We start from the raw sequence: 21,205 nt of genomic DNA, 5'->3' as shown, positions 1-21,205 counted from the left end.
GATAGATATTAAATATCATGTTTTCAAATTAGAACATTTGTTCTAATTTGAATATATTTGTATCATAAAACTTAAAATATGGAAGGCAATAAAAAATTTGACTACGAAGCTGCCACAAAAAAAGAAGCTCAATCTTCGAAAAAAGATCCGCAGGAAATTGTTACAAAAGTTCTGCAGGTAGTTGTTGGAATATTAATGGCTATTTTTCATGCGTAAATGGCTGAGGATTTCCCGATGGTTTATTGCCGGATTAGGAGTTTGGATGAGCATTCTTTTGCTTAGGAAATTCGGAATTATAATTCCTGTCGTCAACAGTTATCTTACAGATCTTATCACGATTCCGATGTATTGTTACCTCATTCAGTACATCACCAATACTATATTTGAAGGAAATTGGAAGCCGGGTAAAAAATTTATTATGGAATCGGTTATCTATCTTTCTGTTTTATTTGAAATTGTATGTCCAATGATTTCTGAACGGTTTACAGGAGATATTTTTGATGTAGTTTCGTATGCCGTGGGTGGATTTCTATATTATCAATTAGGTAAAGTTTACCATACAATCTCATAATCAGCCTCAGTTGCATTTTCCCCATAAGAATTGTATTTCTTTATAATCTTCGGGGTAACGCTGAGCTCACAGCAAAAGGATTGGATAAGTTCAGTTAATACGTTTGAAAAAAGTCCATACAGTGTATTGAATTCTGTGGGTAGATTCTCAAATCTTTTCTCGAGTTCGTCCTTTTTATAAGGCTTTCCGACACGATGTATGGAATTCCCTATAACTTCGGGAACAATATAGCTTATCCGGTAGTCTCTTAAAATTGAAATTAATTTCGTCTCGTCATATACTTTATCAATAATAAGCACGTAATTATCATGCCAGTAATTATAGTCGGGGCATTTTGTTTGAATAAATTTTTCAGTATTAATTTTTTTCCGGACTTCCCTTATCGCAGCGTCATAGGTATAGGAAGGTGGTAACGAAATAATTCTTTCATCAGATTTTATAAGCAAATGCGGACCTATTCCCACAGACATATAGCGATGATCTCCCGTTTCTATAAATTTTTTAGACTGATAATAAAAACAAAAAATATCGTCGAGATCCGTAATGTCGTCAAGTGATATTGAAAAATCAGCACCTATATTTTCCTGAATATATTTTTCGGCAATTTTAAGAAAGTCTTTTTCCATATTTTAAAAATATGAATTAATACTATTTCTTTACTTTTTATAAATGATGAAGTTTAATAATTGAACCGTTATAATATTTCGTTAGATCGTATAGATTAGAAAAATAAGTGTTCATATTAGGGACAGTTTCAAAATAATTAGCATTAAATTGCTCTTCTGCAAGTAAATACAGCGATTTATTATCCGATTTTAAAAAATTATAACAGATATTATCTTCTGGTTTTTCTTTATTGGATAAAGTGGTAAAAAATATCCCATAAATAAGAAACTGATTAAAATTTTCCGAACTGGTAATGAAGTTTAAATTTTTTTGAGAAATTTTTTCATAATCAGAAGCGATTTGCTGAAAGTTTTTTACTTGTGAATCTTCTGGAATTTCATAAAAAAGTTCAATTCCGTTGGTGAAAAGTTGAGTTTTTAATTCTTCATGATCTGCATTACATAAATTGTCGATCCATGAAAATAAACTCAGAAGTTCTTCTTTAGAAAGGCTGTGAATGCCTCCCTGAATTTTATTTTTGATGAGTTCTAAGCTGGTTTTAGAATCTGCTTCAAGAAAATCGAGCACTGTCTTTTCCTCACGGCAAAGCTTATTGTACAGGTTAATTTTTGCTACAACAGGATTGATTTTTATGAAATACAGTTCTTCTGACATAGTTCTGAAAGCTTATTGGTTCTAAAGTCACAAGCAATTTTCTAAACTAAGTTAAAGAAAAATAGTATATGTTTAAAAGTATTTGTTAATTGATGCATAATATTTTACTCCAATAAAAGAATATCGGAGTAAAATATATTTACCAATTATTATTTTATTTTGAAATTAAATTATCAATTGCTTTTTTATCATAATTAAATGTAAAGTCAGCAGGCATCGCAGATTTTACTTTTTTATTCTGAATTTCTCCTACACGAATAAACTGATTTTCTGCCCAGTTTTTAATATAATATTTGGCCGAAACCGTTTTGTGGACATCTTTATTAGGATCATTACTAGCTCTGTTAATTGCTTTTTGATCTTGGTTTTCTTCTTTTATTATTAAAATAGGGGTTTTATTAACGAAATATACTTTCGGTTTCTGGTAATTTCCACCCCATCCGGTTTCTCTGTAGATTTCTTTGTATTCTGCTTTTTCAATTTCAGCGGTAATTTTACTTACTAAATCCCTATCTGAGCTTTTTTGTGCGTTTATAAAATTAGATAATACAAAAATAGTAAGTACTGAGATTAGTTTTTTTATTGTGTCTGTGTTTTTATCTAGTATTGAGTTATGTAGTCGAATTTAAATAATAAAAATTTAAAAAAATACATTTTAATACACGTTTTCAGAAACTTATAATATTTTATAAAATAATATTAATGGATTTATTTAAATAGATAAAATGAATATGTTCATTTTTGTAATACTTGAAAATTATTTCATGCTACTTAAGGTTTTCGTGTAGAGCAATTCTATTTCCCTCAGAATCTTCAAACTCAGCAACTGCAAATCCATGATTTTTATTAATAGTTTTAGGATATAAAACCTTTCCACCGTGCTTTATAACTGAGTTGAGGCTCGCATCAATATTATCTGTTTTAAAATAAATAATGACACCATCTTTTGTTGGTTTATAAACATCACCTTTCGCCAAAGCGCCTGTTATTCCGCTATTTTCATTTTTGAAAGGAAATAATGCCATTTCGTAATTATCAATAATTTCAGATTCAAAAGTAAAGTTGAAAACATGAGTGTAAAATTTTTCAGCACGTTTCAGATCAGTTACAGGAATTTCGAAATATACAACCCGGTTTGTCTTCATCGGATTTTGATTTGATTTGTTGCATGACAGTAAAAAAATCACAACGAAAAATGAAAATATAGTCTTAAGTGATTTTAAAAACATTTGGTTTTTATTTAATAAAGCTTAAAAATAAGGATAATTGACCTAAAGTTTACAAAAACTCTCCAGAATAATACTACATTTGTCATTATCAAAATGATGAAAATAGTTTAGGTTAAATCGTAAATAATATGAATGATTTTTTAATAGGCATCGGAAAAAGATTAAAAGATATTAGAAAAAAAAATAATTTAACCATTAACGAATTGGCTTTCAGAGCGAATGTGAGTAACGGACTTGTTTCCAGGATCGAGAACGGGAGAACGATTCCTTCGCTTCCTGTTTTGCTGGAACTGATCCAGTCTTTGGATATTGATGCAAGTTTCTTTTTTGAAGGAGTTGAGAAAAAATCCAATTCAAAATTTATTCATTTACCTAAAGATAGTCAGCAGGTTATCGAAAAAGAAGTTGAAGCCCAAGGTTTCAAATACATGCATATTTTCAGTAAAAGTTTGCATTCGTTGGGATTCGAAGCGGTTTTATTGACACTTGAACCGAATTCTAAAAGAGAAAAGGTAATTACCGATGCTTGGGAATTTAAGTATATCCTAAAAGGAGAAGTAAAATATGTCATCGATAACGAAGAAGTGATCCTGAAAGAAGGTGATTCATTGTATTTTAACGGAAAATTTCCACACGTTCCGGTAAGTATCAGCAACGAAAGTTGTATTATGCTTGTTCTTTATTTTTATACAGATAAATAATTTACAATTACGAAGATTTCATTAAAATTTTCGCTGAATTTTTACTTTAATAAACTTTAGAAAACTCGTTTTTATTCTTAAAAGTTTACAAATATTCAACTTTTGGATTTTTCGGATGGTTTAAAATTAACGTTCTGTTAATCAATAAAACTGTTTTTTCTGGCAATTTAAACTAGAGAATTATTTCATCGTTATTTACTAAAATCCATCAAATGTCAGTTTTATCGACGTTTTTTCATTATTTAATTAAATTTCAAATACAATTTAAATATAAATTAGGTGTAGTAATTTTACTTAATTTCTTAATCATTACTTAATATTGTTTTCTTACATATATTAAAATTATTGACTTGATTTGCAATAAAAATTTAATATATGTAAAAATGAAAACGATAACCGAAAAATTACTTACCCTTGTTTTTATATGCCTGATCACATTTGTTTCGGCGCAAAAACAATTAATTATAGGAACTGTTCTTGACGACAGCCAACCGCTTCCTGGCGCTTCGATTAAGATAAAAGGTTCATCCAAAAATGTTGTGACCGATATTGAAGGAAAATTCACCATCAATGATATTAAAGAAGGTCAATACAATCTACAGATCAGCTATATAGGATACGAAACTTTTAATGTTAATGTTGATGTGAAATCTGGAGAGACAGTAGATCTGGGAGTTTTAAAATTATCTCAAAAACAGAAAAGCATCGATGAAGTTGTGGTGACCGGAAGTTTGAGAAATACCGAAGCGAAAGCTTTAAACCTTCAAAAAAATGCAGTTAATATTTCCAATGTCATCGCCTCAGACGGAATCGGGAAATTACCGGACAGAAATGCTGCAGAAACGGTTCAACGAGTTCAGGGTGTTTCGATTGAAAGAGATCAGGGTGAAGGAAGATTCGTTTCTCTGAGAGGACTTCCACCTTTTTGGGCATCAACAACCATCAATGGAAACCGACTGCCAACTGCTGAAGAAGAAACGACTTCTAGAGCAACGGCATTCGACTTTTTTCCGACAGAATTGATCTCTTATGTTCATGTCAATAAATCTTTTACACCCGACATGGAAGCCGACGGAATCGGAGGTGGCGTAAATTTTATCACGAAAACTCCACCGATGAAAACGGAGTTTAAAGCCACATTAGGAAGTGGTTACAACGCAAAAGCCGACAAAGGTGTTTACAATATCGGACTAATGTATGGCGGAAGGACAAAAGATAAAAAATTCGGTTATTTAATCAATTTTGCACACTTTATCAGAAACTGGTCAACGGATAATTTTGAGGCTAGAAGAAGTGGTGATGAAGGAGTTTTTAGGCTGGAACTTCGTGATTATAATGGAGTTAGGAAAACGACGGGAATCAATACGGCTTTCGAATATGTTTTGTCGCCGAAGAGCACGTTGTATTTAAAAGGAATGTACGGAACGCTTTCGGATGATGAAACGCATTATAAGCACAGAGTTCGTTTTGATAAATTCAGTTCGGCAAATAATACGGCAAGAGTAGAATTGCAAAACATTCATAATCTTTTGATTACGGAACTGACTTCCATTTCATTAGGGGGAATCCACAATTTAAATAAAGGAAAAATCGATTGGGATTTATCGTATTACGACAACCGTTTCAAGTACGGAAATATTCCTGATAAAGCTAATAATTCTTATTATGTCATAAAATATACGCAGTCCGGAGTTGGAATTAATCCTGATTATATTTCGGATCACGGAAATGGACCGAGAGCCTATTGGAAAGCGGATGGCGGAAAATTAGACTATAAAAACGCAGATCAGTTATTTGGTTTTTACAGCGATCCGAATTTCAAAATGGATGCTTCGCAGATGAGATTTACCGACCTTGAATTTTACAAAGTTTTTGTGGAAGAAAAAGATAAAATTGTGGCGGCTTTCAATCATGAAGTCAATGTTTCGGATAATTTAACGTTGAAATATGGTTTTAAATATCGTGACAAAGAACGTAATGCCAGATTTTCAGATATTTTCTACAATTGGGCAAACGGAACTGCGCCACTTTTGTCGGATATGTCGAAATACATCACTGCTCAGGCGAACGGCCCAAAATATTTGAGTGAAATGAATGCCCACATCGGTAATACTTTCGGACCGGTTTTGTCAACGGAAGGAATGAATCAGTTTTGGTTTCAAAATAATGGAAATTTAAAGATTAATCCTACCGATTCTGAAGCGCTGGAATATAACAAAGCGTTAGGAAGAAACTTCGATGTTTTCGAAAAACACGCCGATGCATACGGAATGGGAACCTATAAACTGAATGAGAAAATCACCATTTTAGGTGGAATCAGATTATCAAACACACATACAAAAGTGAAAGGTTATAATGTGATTGATGATGTTTTAACTCCGGTTGAAAATATCAAAAATTATCTAGCCGTTTTACCGATGATCCACGTAAAATATGCTTTGAATGATAAAACGAATTTACGTTTTGCTGCGACAAGAACGTTTTCAAGACCCAATTTTGGAGACTTAACACCGGGCGGAACTTATATTGAAGCAGACAATGAATTCAAAGGTGGAAATCCGAATTTAAATCCGACCTATTCTTTAAACTTCGATTTGATGGGAGAATATTATTTCTCAAATGTCGGGATTTTGAGTGGTGGAGTTTTCTATAAATCAATCACAGATCCAATTTTCCAGGATTCTTTTATCGGAAATTATAACGGAATGAACGGCGTTCAATTTACCGCTCCGAACAACGGAAAAGCAGCGTGGCTTGGCGGTATCGAATTAGGAATTACTAAAAGATTTGATTTCCTGCCTGGTTTCTTACAGTATTTCGGAACGCAGCTGAATGCAACTTTCATGGATTCTAAAATGGAAAAACCAAGTGGAAGAACCGTTAAGCTTCCTTATCAGGCGAATGAACTGTATAATATTCAGCTTTTCTTTGAAAAGAAAGGATTTAATGCAAGATTGGCTTACAATTATAAAGGAAAATATGCGGTAGAATATGCCGAGGAAGACATAAATGATTCTTATTATGGCAAATATGCGAGTCTTGATTTCGGAGGTTCTTATCAGTTTACAAAGCATTTGATGTTGTATGCTGACGTGAATAATATCTTAAATAAACCTTTGATTTATCATTTCGGAAAAGATGAAACCCGTCCGGAGCAGGTTGAATATTATGGTGTAAGATGCAATCTTGGAATCAAGTTGAATTTTTAAACTAACACAATATAAAATGATGAAATCCATCAACAAAAAATCATTAGTAACACTGAAGGCGGCATTCGCTGCTTTTGGTGTCTACTTTTGCATGTATGGTTTTAGAAAACCATTTACAGTAGCTTCTTTTGAAGGATTGGTGTACTTTGGAGTTGATTATAAAATATTAATCATTATTGCTCAGGCGGTAGGATATTTTATCTCAAAGTTCATCGGAATAAAGTTCATCTCAGAACTAAAACCAGAGAAAAGAATTTTTTATTTATTCTTTTTCATTGCTATTGCAGAATTAGCTTTATTAGGATTTGCAGCGGTTCCGGCACCTTATAATATTGCATTTATGTTCATTAACGGGATTCCGTTGGGAATGATCTGGGGAATCGTTTTCTCTTATATTGAAGGTCGGAAAACCACAGAAATCATCGGGTTATTTTTATGTTCAAGCTTTGTAGTTTCTTCAGGATTTACAAAATCTGTAGGAAAATTTTTAATGGATACCTTCAATATTTCAGAATTCTGGATGCCGTTTTCTACAGGTTTGATTTTTATTATTCCGTTACTGTTTTTCGGATTTTTACTGGAAAGAATTCCTCAACCATCGGAAGAAGATATTTTATCGAAAAATAAAAGGCAACCGTTGAATAAAACGGAAAGAAAAGAATTAATCAAACAATTTTTTGTTCCGGTTCTTTGCATTGTGCTTCTGTATGTGAGTTTAACTATATTGAGGGATTTCAGGGATAATTTTAACCGTGAAATCTGGGATGGTTTACATTATCAATTTGATTCGTCGATTTTCACTTTAACGGAAATTCCGATTGCGGTGATGGTTTTGTTGATTTTAAGTTTTATGGTGAAAGTTAAAAACAACAAGAAAGCCTTTAAATATTATCATTATATTCTTTTTGCAGGAATTCTGACGGTTGGTTTTTCCACGTATTTATTTCAGAATGGTTCAATTTCTCCTTTTTATTGGATGGTTTTGTCCGGTTTTGGGATGTATATCTGCTATATTCCTTTCAACGGAATTTATTTTGACCGAATGATCGCTGCTTTCGATATCAAAGGAAATGTAGGATTTCTGATTTATGTCGTTGACTCTTTTGGTTATTTGGGAAGCGTTTTAATTCTTCTTTACAAAAACTTCGGTTCGGCAAAAACATCATGGCTTAATTTTTATATTCATCTGAATTACATCATTGTAGCGATTGTTTTAATTACCTCAATCATTGCCTTTTTATCGTTTAGAAAGAAGGCAAAACCGAATTCTAATTTGAATTCAAAATCTAATCAGTATATCAATTTCGATACGTCGAAAAATTTAAATCTATAGTAAAAAATGACAACAAAATTTGATTTAATCGTTGTGGGAGGTGGAATTCTTGGGACATTCCATGCCTATCATGCGTTGAAGAAAAATCTAAAAGTGGCTTTGCTGGAAAGAAATTCTGTTCCTCAAGGCGCAACGGTAAGAAATTTCGGGCAGGTTGTTCCTTCCGGGATGGATTTGAAATGGCAAAACTTCGGGCGCGAAAGTCTGGAAATATATAATGAATTGCATGCTCAAACAGATTTAACGATCAGAAAAAACGGTTCGGTGTACATCGCTTCCAACGATGAAGAATTACAATTGATCGAAGAACTTTCTGAAATCAATAAAAATAATGATTATGAATCTGTTCTTTTGTCTAAAAACGAATGCGTTCAGAAATACGACGGACTTCGTTCGGATTATTGCAAAGGCGGATTATTTTTTCCTCAGGAATTGTCGGTGGATTCGGCGGAGATGATTGTAAAACTTCATCAACTTTTACAGGAAAAATTCGGATTGCAGATTTTCTATAATACGACGGTTGTTGAAACGAATGAAGACGATCAAAAATGCATCGCAGTAACTTCAGAAGGGACAGAATTTCATGCTTCAAAATTGATTATTTGTGGCGGACATGAGTTTAAAACATTATATCCAAAAGTATTTAACGAAAGCGATTTGGAAGTAAGTAAGCTTCAAATGCTTCAGACAAAACCACAGGGAATTTATTCTTTGCAGGGAAATATTTTAACGGGACTTTCGATCAGAAGATATGAGTCGTTTGGTGAATGTCCGTCTTTCCAGAAAATAAAAGAATTGGAAGATAAAAACTCGTTTGAAAAGAAATTTGGGATTCATATTTTATTTAAACAGGCTTTGGATGGTTCTATTATTTTGGGAGATTCTCACGAATATGCCGATGTGAAACATGCCGACGATCTTGGTTTTGATTTAAATATGGACATTGATGAATTCATGATCGAAGAAGCTAAAAAAATCATTGATTTACCAACTTATGAGATCCAAAGACGCTGGTTTGGCGTGTATTCTCAGTGCAAATCGAAAGACATTTTCGAGCACAATCCTTCTCCGAATATCCACATTATTACAGGAATCGGAGGAAAAGGAATGACGGGAAGCGGTGGCTTCTCAAAACTTAATATAGACAAAATTTACGCATAAAAATTAGAATGAAGAATATAGAATTATTGGTTCTGGATATGGCCGGAACTACTATAGATGAAGACAATGTGGTGTACAAAACGGTGATGAACTCGGTAAACGATTATGGTTATAACGTCAAGTTAGACAAAGTTTTATCAGTCTGCGCCGGGATGGAAAAACTGGAAGCTATCACAAGTTTATTAAAAGAAATTGGTGGAAATGAAAACGATGCGCACGCCATTTTTGAAAACTTTTCAGATCAGTTAAAAGAAGCTTATCAAAATTTAGATGTAAAACCGATCAATGGTGTTGAAAATTTCCTGTTGAATATGAGGTCTAAAAATAAAAAAGTGGTTTTAAATACAGGCTATACTTCCGAAATCGCGCAACAGCTTTTAGATAAATTGCAATGGAAAGAAAATATTCATTTTGATGCTTTAATTACCGCAAATGATGTTTCTGAAAGTCGTCCAAGCCCGGAAATGATTTTGTTGGCGATGAAAAAGTTTAATATTAGTAAACCTGAATTGGTTTTAAAAGCAGGAGATTCTGTTATTGATATTGAAGAAGGCAAAAATGCAGGTTGTGGATTGACAATTGCCGTTCTCTCAGGGGCTCAGACGCAATCTGAACTGGAAAAATCATATCCCGACTATATTTTAAATACTATTTCTGAGGCTGAAACTTTTCTTAACTAATTCTTTCAAATTCAGCTATTTATTCAGCCTCATTTTAAAGATTTGTTTCACCAACTTTGTCAAAGTTTAGAACTTTGACAAAGTTATTTTCGGCTGAAATTTCTCTTTACTTATGAAAAATTTAATTATCAATTAATTAACAGTGAGTTTATTTAGGTTTACAAATAGTAAATTAATTTTACAATTATTAAAATAAAATTACTATTTGTAAACTTTTTCTTTTCGAAAAACAATCTATTTATGAAAACAAAACTATTTTCAATGGCTGTTCTGGTTGGCTGTTCTTTAATGGCTCAAACCAAAAAAATTCTTTTCATCGGTATCGACGGCTGCAGGGCAGATGTGATGATGTCTTCAAACACACCCAACATCCACAATCTGATTAATCAATCAATCTATTCTCTGGACGGACTTTGCGCGGCAACAACTTGGAGTGGAAACGGTTGGAGCACGATGTTAACAGGAGCCTGGCACACGAAACACAACGTTCAGGACAACAATTTTACAAGTCCGAATTTCACGAATTATCCTGATTTCATGACGAGAGCAGAAGCTTATAATCCGAATTTAAGAACGATTTCTTTGGCACATTGGTCGCCGATTAATGATATTATTGTTCAGAATGCAGATGTAAAAACAAATTACGGAACCGATTTGGCCGTAAAAAATGCTGCTGTCGGCGCTTTACAAAGTGATAATCCTGACATTTTATTTATTGATTTTGATGATGTTGACCACGCGGGACATTCTTACGGATTCAATTCTAATACTTCGCAATATGTTTCTTCGATTGAAACGACAGATGCTTACATCGGCGAAATTGTTGCCGCTATGAAAAACCGCACGACTTACAATAATGAAGACTGGATGGTGGTTTTAACGACAGATCACGGCGCGACAGATACTTCTCACGGTGGCGGAAGTCTTTCAGAAAGAGATATTTTTACGATTTATTCCAACCCGAATTTTACTCCTCAGCAGATCAGCAAAACAATTGTTGAATCCAATAAAACTTTCAATCAGCTAAGTTTTCCGGCAGGTACTTATGCAAAACCGGCGAATCAAACACCCTTTAATTTTGGAGCTACTCAGGATTTTACCATTGAATTTTGGGTAAAACCGAATGCAAGCTATTCCAGCGATCCGGTAATGATCAGCAATAAAAACTGGGCAAATGGTAAATATAAAGGTTTTGTGATTTCAGGATATTCCGGGCAGACTTTTAAAATGAATATTGGCGATGGTGTAAACAGAATAGACTTGGTAGGCGGAAAAGCAGAAACCAACCAGTGGAAACATATTGCCGTAAGCTTCGACAGAGAGGGGCTTGTGACGATGTATGAAGATGGTGTACCTGTGACTTTTGCTAAAATGAATACTATTGGAAATATAGATTCCGGGCTTCCTTTAACGATTAATCAAGACGGGACAAATGTGTACGGACAAAATCTGGCGGCTTCTTACAAAGACATCAGAATTTGGAAATCTGCGCTTCCGAATGATGTAATCGTGAATTGGGCCAATCAGGATATTACGTCTTCGCATCCTTATTACAGTCAGTTATTGGCAAATTGGAAATGCGATGAAACTTCAGGAAATACTTTGGTAGATTCAAGTGTAAATGCAAATAATGCTGCAGTTACAGGTTCTCCGGCAAGAGATTTAGCAACAACAAGCAACTTTAAGATATTCAATTATTTATCAACAACAAGAGAAACGGATCACTTGCCGACGGTGTTGAACTGGCTTTGTATTCCGGTTCAGGCTTCTTGGGGAATTGATGGGGTGAATAGAGTTCCGGTTTGTCAAGGGAATGTTTTAGGCGTTAATGATGTGAAATTAAAAAATAATGATTTTGAATTGTTTCCAAATCCTGTCACTCACGATATTAATGTGAGATATAAATCGGATGAAAAGGAATTGAAAGTTGAAATTATCGATGCAAAAGGTTCCATCTTAACTTCTAAAAAGATGAATTCTTTGAACGGAAATTATAATGAAAAACTGAATATCGAAAATTATCCGAACGGAATTTATTTTGTTAAAATCAATGGAAGTAAAAATTCTTTAACCAAAACTTTTATCAAAAAGTAAAACTTACTTATAAAGGTAATTATTAATAGATTTAGATTTGATATTAGAACAAGGACCTATTTCCGAGTTCTAATATCTTTTTTTATTAAAATTTTAATCTTTTAAATCTAAAACCATGTGAATATTGGCGCGTTTGTAAGGTGAAGGATTACCCGCTACTTTCTCAAAACCTAATTTATAATAGAGATTAATCGCAGGTTTCAGTATGGTATTGCTTTCCAGATATAGGGTAGAACCGCCCATTTCTTTTGCTTTTTTTGCAACCGCCTGACCTAAAAGCCAGCCAATACTTTTCCCTTGAACCCTTGGTGAAACGGCCATTTTTGCCATTTCAAAATCATAGTTGGGATCATTCATTTTAATTAATGCACAGACGCCGACAGGCTCATTTTGATAAAGCGCGACCAAAATTTTTCCGCCTTTATCGAGAATATATTCCTTCGGATGATCCAGCGCTTTATAATCGGCTTCTTCCATTTCAAAATAAGTTGAGATCCATTCTTCATTCAGATCTTTAAATGCCTGCTGATATTTTTCTTCATATTCCACAATTTCAACTTCTTTACTTTCGCGGTTTTTCTTCTGATCCTGAACCCTTTTAAACAAAGATTTTTTTTCCAAAAGATGTTCCCATTCTTTAATGGCTTCCCAAAGATTGTGTGAAGCTTCATTCAACATCAATTCTACCGCATTGTCGATATCCTGACACTGGATCTTTATTTTGTCTGAAAGCGCCATTCCTTTTTCCGAAAGAGCAACCACATTTCTGCGCTTGTCCGCCGACTGGATGCTGTCGTCAATAAATCCTTCCTTCGTCATTTCCTTCACTATTTTCGTCACAGAAGGCTGGGAATGTCCGATTTCTTCAGCAATTTCGGTGATCGTTTTTTCTCCTTCTTCGGAAAGTAAAAAATAGACCGGAAACCATTTCGGAATAAACCCTTCCACATTATACATCTCATAGATTTTAGCCGCATCGTCTGTCATTTTAGCAGTTAAAACTCTCATTCTGCTTCCTAAAGCCATTTTCCCGGTTTTATCAAAAACATTCATTGTTTTATAATTTATTATATAACTAGTTATGCAAATGTAAAATATTTGATTTTTATCACCAAATTTTTAATTAAATTTTTGGAAAATCAAGTGTAGAATACTATTAAATAAGCAATTAGATGTAATTGAATAGGAAAGTTTTGTACGAATAATATTGAAATTTTTATAAGGTGTAATGCCTTGAATTAATGATGTTTAAAACTGTTGATCTTTGTTTATTAACCTTCAATCTTTTAATTATCCTGCAATGGCTAAGCGAATGAATTGTAATTTATTGTTGGTAAACTCAAATTGCCAGTTATACATATATTCCTCTTCAGAATGATAATCGGTAAACACATCAAAATTGGCAATAATCTTGGAATGGGCCATGTAGTTATAAAACAAATTGATTTTGTTATTCTCAATGGCGATTTCATAAACAATTTTTACAAAGCCATTGTCTACGGTTACGCTGTGGAGTCCTTTGTTTTTGTAATAATGAATATCATCTACATTGACCTTTTGAAATACACGCTTGAGCAGTTCTGATTCTTCTTTTGAATATTGGGGTTCGTAAGAGAAGTTATATTTTGATTTCAGCTCAGTAATTTTTCCGTTCATCACCAATGTCTTCAGATCTTTCAATTGAGTGACCACTGCTTCCTGACGTACTTTTAGCTGTCCGGTTCTTTCCTGGAAAAGTTTGATATTCTGCTTTTCGGTGGTGTTATAAACAATGCTTTTATTGTCATTTACGGGATGATACCATGGTTTTTCTGCGAAAAATTGCTGAAACCTTGGGTTCTCAAATCGATAGCCGTTTCGTGCAAAAATTTCGTTGTTTAACAGACGAATTTCATCAATGCTCAACGCTTCGATCTGCTCAGGTTTGATCATCTGTGTTGAACATACTGAACAGTCTTTTAGCTCTTGAGCATGATTATTACCGATGATTCCGGAAAAAAATAAAAGGGCTAGTGTTAATTTCACGATTTGTACAGTTGGTTTTTTGAAGAAAAAATCCTCTAATTTCTTAAAGGATTGGTAGTTGTTTGTTATGAAATGTTACTTTTTATTTTCACGCATAGCTCTGATTAACTGTTTGTTTCTCTTTTCAGCTCTTTCATTATTCAGTGATAATGCGGCCCAAATCGCAGCGGGAATCCAGCCGATCAACGTGATTTGTAATATCAGACAGAGAATTCCCGTAAGAATTTTTCCACGAACGATAAATGAAAGGAAGGGTAATAAAATGGCTAGTAACATATTTTTGTGTTTATAATTTATTAATGGGATTGAGGATCAAAATACGCTTTAAAAGTCAGCGGATCTTCAATGAAATGTTCAGAAATCTCCAGATATTCATGATATTCCTCCGCGTGCATTCCCAAATCGATCATCACAATGGCGAGATTGATATACAGATTTTTATCTTCAGAACCCAAATCTACCGCCATCTTTAAAACCGCCAAGGCATTTTCATTCTCACCAGAATCAGATAAAACAGCACCCAAATTGATTAAAGCAGAAGTATTTTGAGGTTCAATGCTCAATATTTCTTTTAATTCTTTTACCAGAAGTTCATTAATATCATCCCAATAATCTTCGTTTTCCAATCTTTTGGCTTGGAGTTTTTTTGTGTTTTCTAGTCTTTTTGTTATCGTGTTCATCGTCTAAATTCCGGGGTTGATTTTTATTAAAGTACAAATTAATTCAAATTTTCCCAATCTTGTTTATCTATTTGAAATAAATCCATCATTTTTCCCGAATAATCAATTGATCTTTTAAAAGTCATTCCGTTTTTTAACGCGATATTTTTTGAATTTTCATTTTCGGGAATAATAATGGAAATCAATCGATTATGAAATTTTTTTTCAAAAGCAAAATCTTTACATTTTGTAGCTGCTTCAATCGCAAAACCTTGACCTCGAAATGCAGGAAGGATAGAGTAAGCGATTTCCAATTCAAATTTATTTTCCACTTCACGTACCAATAATCCACATTGCCCGATTAATTGCTGAGTTTCTTTCGAAATCAGTACATTTTGCCCGCCGAGATTATTTTCATACCTATTAAAAGTCCATTCAAACCATTTTTCACAACGTTCTTTTGGCGTTTTAAAATTTTCCATTCCGAGCATTTTGGCGGTATGCTCATCTTGAAATAATTCAAGCCAATGATCAAAATCGGAATTTTCCAGTTTTCGAAAAAGAAGTCTTTTGGTTTCCTGATTGGTGAGAAGGTATTTCATAATTTAAAAGTACAGTTTTTATCAATTTCATATCTTATTTATTTTTTACAAAGACAATTTGATGGATGTATTTTTTATTATAGAATAACAGTATTTTATGTTTATCTGAAAATTAATTTCTATTAAATAAAAAACCATTAAGATCAAACTTAATGGTTTCAATGTTTTATTTTTAAAATTCTATCCAAACGCCCTCTTCAACAAACTCTCCACTTTCGGCTCGCTCCCTCTGAAACTCTTATACAATTCCATCGGGTCTTTTGTACCGCCGGAAGAAAGAAGAACTTTATATTTTGCGGCAATTTCAGGATTGAAAATTCCGTTTTCCTTGAAATATTGGAACGCGTCCGCATCCAAAACTTCCGCCCATTTGTAAGAATAATATCCCGCAGAATATCCACCCTGGAAAATATGCGAAAAACTCGGACTCATCGCTGTTTCAGGATTTGCAGGGTATAGTTGTGTAGCTTTTGTATAATTATCCTCAAACTCTTTCACACTTTTATTCTCCAACTCTGCAACTTTAGTATGGTAATTCATATCCAGCAGTCCAAAACCAAGTTGTCTCAACGTTTGATAACCTTCCATAAAGTTTTTCGACTGAGCAATTTTTTCAATTTTTTCATCCGGTAAAATTTCACCTGTTTTGTAATGTTTGGCGAAAGTTTTTAAGAATTCCGGTTCGTAGCAGAAATTTTCCAAAAACTGAGAAGGCAATTCCACAAAATCCCATTTCACAGAAGTTCCGGAAAGGGTAGGATATTGCGTGTTTGCCAACATTCCGTGAAGGGCGTGACCAAATTCATGGAATAAAGTCGTCACTTCCTGAAACGTCAATAAACTCGGTGTATCTTTCGTTGGTTTGCTGAAATTACAAACGATAGAAATATGAGGACGAGAATTTTCTCCATCCTTTTGATACTGGCTTTTATAGCTAGTCATCCAGGCTCCGGCTCTTTTGCCTTTTCTCGGGAAATAATCAACGTACAGTAAAGATTTGTATTCTCCGTTTTCTTTAACCTCATACACTTTTACGTCTTCATGATATTTCGGAATATCATTTCTTTCCTCAAAAGTTAATTCGAAAAGTTGTTTTGATAATCCAAAAACAGCGTCCTGAACTTGCTCTAATGGAAAGTAAGGTTTTAATTCCTCATCATTCAAATCATATTTTGCTTTACGAAGTTTTTCCGCATAAAAAGCATGGTCGTAAGCTTGCATTTCCTCGATTCCGTCGGCTTTTGCTAAAGATTTTAATTCTTCGATTTCTTTATCAGCGTAAGGTTTTGCTTTTACTAAAAGTTCATTCAAAAAGTCGATAACTTTTGTCGGAGATTTTGCCATTCTTTCCTCCAGAACGTAGTCTGCATAATTCGTGTAACCTAATAATTCTGCTTTTTGTTGTTTTAAATGTAAAAGCTCTTTAATTAAGTTTTGATTATCAAATTCACCACCGTCGAAAGATTTTTTACCGTTTGCCAATGCAATTTCTTTTCTCAGTTTGCGGTTTTCAGCATACGTCATAAACGGAATATAGCTTGGATATTGCAAAGTTACCACCCAACCTTCGAGATTTCTCTCTTTTGCTTCTTCGGCATATTGTTCCAAAATCGCTTCCGGAATTCCTGCCAAATCTTCTTTATTGGTGATATGTTTAAAGTAATTATTTGTTGAAGCCAACACGTTTTGCCCGAATTGAAGAGACTTTAAGGATAAATCCATGCTGATTTTTTTTAATTTTTCTTTGTCTTCTTCATTTAAAAGAGCACCGCTTCTCACAAAACCTTTGTAGGTTTCATTTAAAAGCATTTGCTGTTCTTCGTTCAGATTATATTTCTCTTTTTCATCGTAAACTTTTTTAATTTTATTGAATAAAGCTTCGTTTTGAGAAATTTTTGAAGAATATTCCGTTAAAATCGGTGACACTTCCTGAGCGATCTGTTGTAATTCATCACTCGTTTCAGCTGAATTTAAATTAAAAAATATATTGGAAACCTTATCAAGCTGCTCTCCGGAATAAGCCAAAGCTTCGATCACATTTTCAAAAGTGGGTTCTTCAGAATTGTTAACAATGGCATCAACCTCCTCCTCGGATTTCTGAATTAACTCTTTAAAAGCCGGAAGATAATCTTCATTTTTAATAGAAGTGAATGGTGCGGAATGATATGGTGTAGCAAAATTTTCGGTTAAAATATTCATTTTTTTGATTTATAATTATTGTAAATGTAAGGAATCATAGTTGATTCGGGAGTAATGACACAAAAATAATGCCCTGGTTAAAAGATGTGACAAAATTGTTTATCTTTAATAATCTTGTCATAAGCGAAGCTGAAATGGAGAGGGAACAGCTAATTTTGAAGGTAAGGTTCATCCTGATCCATATTAAAAAATTAAACTCCAATATATTTAAACTATGAAAATATTATTAAAAATCATCGGAATAATTATTTTTCTCATTGTCGGATATGTTGTCATTGCGCTGTTGGCTTTCCGTAAGAACTATCATTTTGAAAAATCTGTGGTCATCGAGGCACCGTGTGAAAAAGTTTGGGAACATATCGCTTCAACAAAGGAAATGAATGTATGGAATCCCTTTGCTAAGGCAGATCCTAATATTCAGATTACGTATTCAGGTATCCAGGGGACGGTGGGAGATGCTTATCATTGGAAAGGGAATGATGAGGTTGGTGAAGGTGAGGAAACGATAACCGAGGTAATACCGAATAAAAAGCTTTCCTGCAATCTCCATTTTATAAAACCCTGGGAAGGGGTAGCCAAAACAAAATTCATTTTAACCCCTGAGGAAAAAGGGACTAGAGTGACCTGGGCTATTGATAATGAACTGACGACCGGGATGAAGCTGTTGAAACCTATGATGGATATGCAGATGGGGAAAATGTTTGGACAGGGGCTGGATGAACTCAAGGTAATTTCAGAAAAGTAAAATCACCGCATTGTATTTTATAGTAATTTTTGAAATCCATGGGTATTGAGAGTATCTGATTAAAGGAGGAAGAGATTACAGGAGATCAACAGGTTCAGAGGATATTATTATTAAAAAAATATTATCTTTATATAAAGATTCGATGTATGGAGAAGATTGTATTTGAGAAAAATGACATAAGAAACTACGTAACAACCGTGATTGCAGAAAAGATCGAAAAGCTGAAAAATTTTATTGAGTTTACGCTGGAAGCAAGTCGCGACATTAAAAAAACTCCGAAATATGACAGCATGAGAGAAGAAATGCAGGAAGAGATTTACCAGATGCAGAGACAACTCGCGGCACTTCATGATTTGAAGAGAAATATGGCAAAAGTTTTAAACAATTCTACCGATAGAGTTCAGTTGGGTTCTTTGGTAATTACCAATAAAGCCCGTTTTTATATCTCAGTTTCGTTGGGTGAATTTTTTTTTGAAGGTGATCGTTTTTACGCTATTTCTTCTGAAAGTCCTATGGCTAAAAAAATGATGGGTATGAAGCCCGGTGATGAGTTCATATTAAATAAGATTCATCAGAAAATTGTTGAAGTACTTTAATTATGAATAATAAGTCATGAGTCATGAGTCATGACTTTGCAGATAAAGCACTCTAAAAATTCCCCTTCTCTGAAGGGGTGGCAAAAATTCAAAGAATTTTTGACGGGGTAGTTCATTTAAATATAAAGTCATGAAGATTCTTCTTTCGCAAAAAGACAAACAAGTTTTAAGTTCAATTGAAATTAACGATTTAAAATCATTTAAAATTTAATTTAGAATAGTTATAAAGATTGAATTTCATGTCGTAATTTTGTCTTTATGAACAAAGCAGAAGTTTTAAAAGAGATCATAGAGCAAAGAAGAAGTATCTTTCCAAAAGATTATACAGAAACAGAAATTTCTCAGGAAATTCTTGATGAAATTTTGAATTCGGCAACATTTGCTCCCAATCATAAACGTACAAAACCTTGGCGTTTTAAAATATTCAAAGGTGAAGAGAAGGCAAAACTGGCTTCAGAAATGCAGGAAATCTACAAAGCCTCTCAACCCGAACAACTTTTTTTAGAGAAAAAATACAATGACATCGGTTTTAAGATCAATAAAGCAGATGCCGTGGTTTCTATCGTTGTTAATTTCAGCGGAATGGTTCCTGAATGGGAAGAAATTGCTGCTGTTTCTATGGCGGTTCAGAATATGTATCTTACTTGTACAGCCAACGAAATCGGTTGCTACTGGAGTTCTCCGAAGATTGTAGACCATTTGAAAGAATCTTTAACGATTGAGGAAAACCAGAAATGTCTGGGATTATTTTATTTGGGTAACCTTTCTTAAATAGCCCTGATCGAGCGGCCTGTTTGAGCTCTTTTTCTTTGCAAAAGAAAAAAGCGAGTAGCGAGAGCAGGTTCCCGGCTCCTGAAAAATTATTTGAATTTGTAAAACTTTTTACTTGGGGCTTTTTACTTCAAACTTTTTTACTATCTTTGCACTCTTAAATATTTAACTGGGACGAGTTCCCATAAAATTCACAACATTATGTCAGTAAAAATCAGATTACAAAGACACGGATCTAAAGGGAGACCTTTTTTCCACATCGTGGTTGCAGATTCTAGATCTAGAAGAGATGGTAGATTCATCGAGAAATTAGGAACTTACAACCCAATTACTAACCCTGCAACGATCGACTTGAACGTTGATGCAGCTGTAAAGTGGTTAAACAACGGAGCTCAGCCAACTGATACTGCAAGAGCTATTCTTTCTTACAAAGGTGCACTTTACAAAAAACACTTACAAGGTGGTGTTGCTAAAGGAGCTTTTGATGAGGCTGAAGCAGAAAAAAGATTTGCTGCTTGGGTAGATGCTAAAGATGCAAAAGTACAAGGTAAAGTAGAAGGTTTGGCTACTGCTAAATCTGATGCTAAAAAAGCTGCTTTGGATGCTGAAGTAAAAGTAAACGAGGCTAGAGTTGCTGCTGCTGCACAAGCTATCGCTGATGCTAAAGCTGCTGAAGAGGCTGCTAATGCACCTGCTGAAGAAGTTGCTACAGAAGGAGAAGCTGCTGCTGAATCTACAGAAGAAAACACTGAAGCTTAAGAACAAACCGGTATGCGTAAAGAAGATTGCTATTTATTAGGAAAAATCACACGCAGACACGGACTTGCGGGAAATGTTATCCTTAAATTGGATACCGATCAACCCGAGCTTTACAATAAACTGGAATCAATATTCGTTGAAATCAACGGATTATTGGTTCCTTTTTTTATTGCAAAGTCATCATGGAGCAAATTAGATGCTCTGAATATTGCCTTTAAAAATTCTTCAGAAGCCTTGGTAGATCAGTCTTTGGGTAAAAATGTGTATTTACCATTGACTTCTCTTCCAAAACTAACAGGCAAACAATTTTATTACCACGAAATCATCGGATTTGAAATTTTTGATGAAAATGATAATAACTGTGGCGTGATCAGATCAGTAAATGATCAGACGGCTCAGGTTTATTTTGTTACCAATTTAGACGGAAAGGAAGTGGTAATTCCTATGATCAAAGACTGGATTCTTGGAGTGGATCGTGAAGAACGAATCATCAAAATGCAGCTTCCGGAGGGTCTTATTGATGTTTTTCTGGTTCCTTCTAAGAAAGACGAATAATTTTCTTTTTGTGAAGATCAATTCACTATTGATCA

At 33.9% G+C, this 21,205-nt stretch carries 22 protein-coding genes; 13 read left to right on the top strand and 9 right to left on the bottom strand.

What is annotated here, in order from left to right; genetic code table 11:
* The first annotated feature begins 78 nt into the window (after nucleotides 1-78).
* Complete coding sequence (locus tag VUJ46_RS10425; RefSeq protein WP_326984918.1) at nucleotides 79-216, top strand: hypothetical protein; 138 nt, start codon at nucleotides 79-81, stop codon at nucleotides 214-216.
* Complete coding sequence (locus VUJ46_RS10420; protein ID WP_326984917.1) at nucleotides 209-571, top strand: hypothetical protein; 363 nt, start codon at nucleotides 209-211, stop codon at nucleotides 569-571. The genes VUJ46_RS10425 and VUJ46_RS10420 overlap by 8 nt, the downstream gene beginning before the upstream one ends.
* Here the strand turns inward: VUJ46_RS10420 and VUJ46_RS10415 are convergent.
* The 3 genes from VUJ46_RS10415 to VUJ46_RS10405 all read right to left on the bottom strand — a co-directional run bounded on the left by VUJ46_RS10415 (nucleotide 553) and on the right by VUJ46_RS10405 (nucleotide 2,997).
* Nucleotides 553-1,197, bottom strand: coding sequence for a hypothetical protein (locus tag VUJ46_RS10415; protein ID WP_326984916.1), 645 nt, complete (start codon nucleotides 1,195-1,197; stop codon nucleotides 553-555). The genes VUJ46_RS10420 and VUJ46_RS10415 overlap by 19 nt on opposite strands.
* A gap of 37 nt (nucleotides 1,198-1,234) precedes the next feature.
* Entirely contained in the window at nucleotides 1,235-1,852 is a 618-nt protein-coding gene (locus VUJ46_RS10410; RefSeq protein ID WP_326984915.1) for a hypothetical protein, read from the bottom strand.
* Nucleotides 1,853-2,619: 767 nt separating this feature from the next.
* Complete coding sequence (locus VUJ46_RS10405) at nucleotides 2,620-2,997, bottom strand: VOC family protein (protein WP_326984914.1); 378 nt, start codon at nucleotides 2,995-2,997, stop codon at nucleotides 2,620-2,622.
* Between the two features lie 212 nt (nucleotides 2,998-3,209).
* Between VUJ46_RS10405 and VUJ46_RS10400 the strand changes: the two genes are divergently transcribed.
* From VUJ46_RS10400 to VUJ46_RS10375, 6 genes are all read left to right on the top strand, one after another.
* A complete protein-coding gene (locus tag VUJ46_RS10400; protein ID WP_326984913.1) occupies nucleotides 3,210-3,782 on the top strand; it encodes a helix-turn-helix domain-containing protein in 573 nt (190 codons plus the stop codon).
* Nucleotides 3,783-4,165: 383 nt separating this feature from the next.
* Nucleotides 4,166-6,991 (top strand): TonB-dependent receptor, encoded by a 2,826-nt coding sequence (locus tag VUJ46_RS10395; RefSeq protein WP_326984912.1) that lies wholly within the window; start codon nucleotides 4,166-4,168, stop codon nucleotides 6,989-6,991.
* 16 nt (nucleotides 6,992-7,007) lie between these two features.
* Nucleotides 7,008-8,324 (top strand): DUF5690 family protein, encoded by a 1,317-nt coding sequence (locus VUJ46_RS10390; RefSeq protein ID WP_326984911.1) that lies wholly within the window; start codon nucleotides 7,008-7,010, stop codon nucleotides 8,322-8,324.
* Nucleotides 8,325-8,330: 6 nt separating this feature from the next.
* A complete protein-coding gene (locus tag VUJ46_RS10385; protein ID WP_326984910.1) occupies nucleotides 8,331-9,485 on the top strand; it encodes a TIGR03364 family FAD-dependent oxidoreductase in 1,155 nt (384 codons plus the stop codon).
* Between the two features lie 8 nt (nucleotides 9,486-9,493).
* Complete coding sequence (locus tag VUJ46_RS10380; protein ID WP_326984909.1) at nucleotides 9,494-10,165, top strand: HAD-IA family hydrolase; 672 nt, start codon at nucleotides 9,494-9,496, stop codon at nucleotides 10,163-10,165.
* 240 nt (nucleotides 10,166-10,405) lie between these two features.
* On the top strand, nucleotides 10,406-12,259 hold the full coding sequence (locus tag VUJ46_RS10375) for an alkaline phosphatase family protein (protein WP_326984908.1): 1,854 nt from the start codon (nucleotides 10,406-10,408) through the stop codon (nucleotides 12,257-12,259).
* A gap of 93 nt (nucleotides 12,260-12,352) precedes the next feature.
* Here VUJ46_RS10375 and VUJ46_RS10370 read toward each other — a convergent pair whose 3' ends face one another.
* The 6 genes from VUJ46_RS10370 to VUJ46_RS10345 all read right to left on the bottom strand — a co-directional run bounded on the left by VUJ46_RS10370 (nucleotide 12,353) and on the right by VUJ46_RS10345 (nucleotide 17,744).
* Nucleotides 12,353-13,312 carry a bifunctional helix-turn-helix transcriptional regulator/GNAT family N-acetyltransferase gene (locus VUJ46_RS10370; RefSeq protein ID WP_326984907.1) on the bottom strand — a complete coding sequence of 320 codons (960 nt, stop codon included), beginning with the start codon at nucleotides 13,310-13,312 and terminating at the stop codon, nucleotides 12,353-12,355.
* A 237-nt stretch (nucleotides 13,313-13,549) separates the two neighbouring features.
* The gene (locus VUJ46_RS10365) at nucleotides 13,550-14,284 is read right to left on the bottom strand and encodes a YARHG domain-containing protein (RefSeq protein ID WP_326984906.1); all 735 of its coding nucleotides are present in this window, start codon (nucleotides 14,282-14,284) and stop codon (nucleotides 13,550-13,552) included.
* Nucleotides 14,285-14,359: 75 nt separating this feature from the next.
* Nucleotides 14,360-14,560: a YqaE/Pmp3 family membrane protein gene (locus VUJ46_RS10360; protein WP_326984905.1), complete on the bottom strand. Its 201-nt coding sequence runs from the start codon at nucleotides 14,558-14,560 to the stop codon at nucleotides 14,360-14,362.
* Nucleotides 14,561-14,580: 20 nt separating this feature from the next.
* Nucleotides 14,581-14,964: a tetratricopeptide repeat protein gene (locus tag VUJ46_RS10355; RefSeq protein WP_326984904.1), complete on the bottom strand. Its 384-nt coding sequence runs from the start codon at nucleotides 14,962-14,964 to the stop codon at nucleotides 14,581-14,583.
* Nucleotides 14,965-15,002: 38 nt separating this feature from the next.
* Entirely contained in the window at nucleotides 15,003-15,545 is a 543-nt protein-coding gene (locus tag VUJ46_RS10350) for a GNAT family N-acetyltransferase (protein ID WP_326984903.1), read from the bottom strand.
* Between the two features lie 180 nt (nucleotides 15,546-15,725).
* On the bottom strand, nucleotides 15,726-17,744 hold the full coding sequence (locus VUJ46_RS10345; RefSeq protein ID WP_326984902.1) for a M3 family metallopeptidase: 2,019 nt from the start codon (nucleotides 17,742-17,744) through the stop codon (nucleotides 15,726-15,728).
* Nucleotides 17,745-17,958: 214 nt separating this feature from the next.
* On the opposite strand from VUJ46_RS10345, the gene VUJ46_RS10340 reads away from it, so the two are divergent.
* The 5 genes from VUJ46_RS10340 (at nucleotide 17,959) to rimM (ending at nucleotide 21,170) form a co-directional block, all read left to right on the top strand.
* Nucleotides 17,959-18,489, top strand: a complete 531-nt coding sequence (locus tag VUJ46_RS10340; protein WP_326984901.1) for an SRPBCC family protein — start codon at nucleotides 17,959-17,961, stop codon at nucleotides 18,487-18,489.
* Nucleotides 18,490-18,635: 146 nt separating this feature from the next.
* Complete coding sequence (locus VUJ46_RS10335) at nucleotides 18,636-19,085, top strand: hypothetical protein (RefSeq protein WP_326984900.1); 450 nt, start codon at nucleotides 18,636-18,638, stop codon at nucleotides 19,083-19,085.
* Nucleotides 19,086-19,343: 258 nt separating this feature from the next.
* The gene (locus VUJ46_RS10330) at nucleotides 19,344-19,856 is read left to right on the top strand and encodes a nitroreductase family protein (RefSeq protein ID WP_326984899.1); all 513 of its coding nucleotides are present in this window, start codon (nucleotides 19,344-19,346) and stop codon (nucleotides 19,854-19,856) included.
* Nucleotides 19,857-20,057: 201 nt separating this feature from the next.
* Complete coding sequence (locus VUJ46_RS10325; protein ID WP_326984898.1) at nucleotides 20,058-20,615, top strand: 30S ribosomal protein S16; 558 nt, start codon at nucleotides 20,058-20,060, stop codon at nucleotides 20,613-20,615.
* Nucleotides 20,616-20,627: 12 nt separating this feature from the next.
* Complete coding sequence (gene rimM / locus VUJ46_RS10320; protein ID WP_326984897.1) at nucleotides 20,628-21,170, top strand: ribosome maturation factor RimM; 543 nt, start codon at nucleotides 20,628-20,630, stop codon at nucleotides 21,168-21,170.
* The last annotated feature ends 35 nt before the right edge of the window (nucleotides 21,171-21,205 follow it).

The organism is Chryseobacterium sp. MYb264, assembly GCF_035974275.1.
Classification (GTDB): Bacteria; Bacteroidota; Bacteroidia; order Flavobacteriales; family Weeksellaceae; genus Chryseobacterium.
This window is presented reverse-complemented; position numbering and strand designations above follow the sequence as displayed.

Excerpts from the sequence above, each read along its gene's own strand:
- VUJ46_RS10425 (WP_326984918.1), top strand. The coding sequence starts at position 79 with ATGGAAGGCAATAAAAAATTTGACTACGAAGCTGCCACAAAAAAAGAA.
- VUJ46_RS10420 (WP_326984917.1), top strand. The coding sequence starts at position 209 with ATGCGTAAATGGCTGAGGATTTCCCGATGGTTTATTGCCGGATTAGGA.
- VUJ46_RS10415 (WP_326984916.1), bottom strand. The coding sequence starts at position 1,197 with ATGGAAAAAGACTTTCTTAAAATTGCCGAAAAATATATTCAGGAAAAT.
- VUJ46_RS10410 (WP_326984915.1), bottom strand. The coding sequence starts at position 1,852 with ATGTCAGAAGAACTGTATTTCATAAAAATCAATCCTGTTGTAGCAAAA.
- VUJ46_RS10405 (WP_326984914.1), bottom strand. The coding sequence starts at position 2,997 with ATGAAGACAAACCGGGTTGTATATTTCGAAATTCCTGTAACTGATCTG.
- VUJ46_RS10400 (WP_326984913.1), top strand. The coding sequence starts at position 3,210 with ATGAATGATTTTTTAATAGGCATCGGAAAAAGATTAAAAGATATTAGA.
- VUJ46_RS10395 (WP_326984912.1), top strand. The coding sequence starts at position 4,166 with ATGAAAACGATAACCGAAAAATTACTTACCCTTGTTTTTATATGCCTG.
- VUJ46_RS10390 (WP_326984911.1), top strand. The coding sequence starts at position 7,008 with ATGATGAAATCCATCAACAAAAAATCATTAGTAACACTGAAGGCGGCA.
- VUJ46_RS10385 (WP_326984910.1), top strand. The coding sequence starts at position 8,331 with ATGACAACAAAATTTGATTTAATCGTTGTGGGAGGTGGAATTCTTGGG.
- VUJ46_RS10380 (WP_326984909.1), top strand. The coding sequence starts at position 9,494 with ATGAAGAATATAGAATTATTGGTTCTGGATATGGCCGGAACTACTATA.
- VUJ46_RS10375 (WP_326984908.1), top strand. The coding sequence starts at position 10,406 with ATGAAAACAAAACTATTTTCAATGGCTGTTCTGGTTGGCTGTTCTTTA.
- VUJ46_RS10370 (WP_326984907.1), bottom strand. The coding sequence starts at position 13,312 with ATGAATGTTTTTGATAAAACCGGGAAAATGGCTTTAGGAAGCAGAATG.
- VUJ46_RS10360 (WP_326984905.1), bottom strand. The coding sequence starts at position 14,560 with ATGTTACTAGCCATTTTATTACCCTTCCTTTCATTTATCGTTCGTGGA.
- VUJ46_RS10355 (WP_326984904.1), bottom strand. The coding sequence starts at position 14,964 with ATGAACACGATAACAAAAAGACTAGAAAACACAAAAAAACTCCAAGCC.
- VUJ46_RS10350 (WP_326984903.1), bottom strand. The coding sequence starts at position 15,545 with ATGAAATACCTTCTCACCAATCAGGAAACCAAAAGACTTCTTTTTCGA.
- VUJ46_RS10345 (WP_326984902.1), bottom strand. The coding sequence starts at position 17,744 with ATGAATATTTTAACCGAAAATTTTGCTACACCATATCATTCCGCACCA.
- VUJ46_RS10340 (WP_326984901.1), top strand. The coding sequence starts at position 17,959 with ATGAAAATATTATTAAAAATCATCGGAATAATTATTTTTCTCATTGTC.
- VUJ46_RS10335 (WP_326984900.1), top strand. The coding sequence starts at position 18,636 with ATGGAGAAGATTGTATTTGAGAAAAATGACATAAGAAACTACGTAACA.
- VUJ46_RS10330 (WP_326984899.1), top strand. The coding sequence starts at position 19,344 with ATGAACAAAGCAGAAGTTTTAAAAGAGATCATAGAGCAAAGAAGAAGT.
- VUJ46_RS10325 (WP_326984898.1), top strand. The coding sequence starts at position 20,058 with ATGTCAGTAAAAATCAGATTACAAAGACACGGATCTAAAGGGAGACCT.
- rimM (WP_326984897.1), top strand. The coding sequence starts at position 20,628 with ATGCGTAAAGAAGATTGCTATTTATTAGGAAAAATCACACGCAGACAC.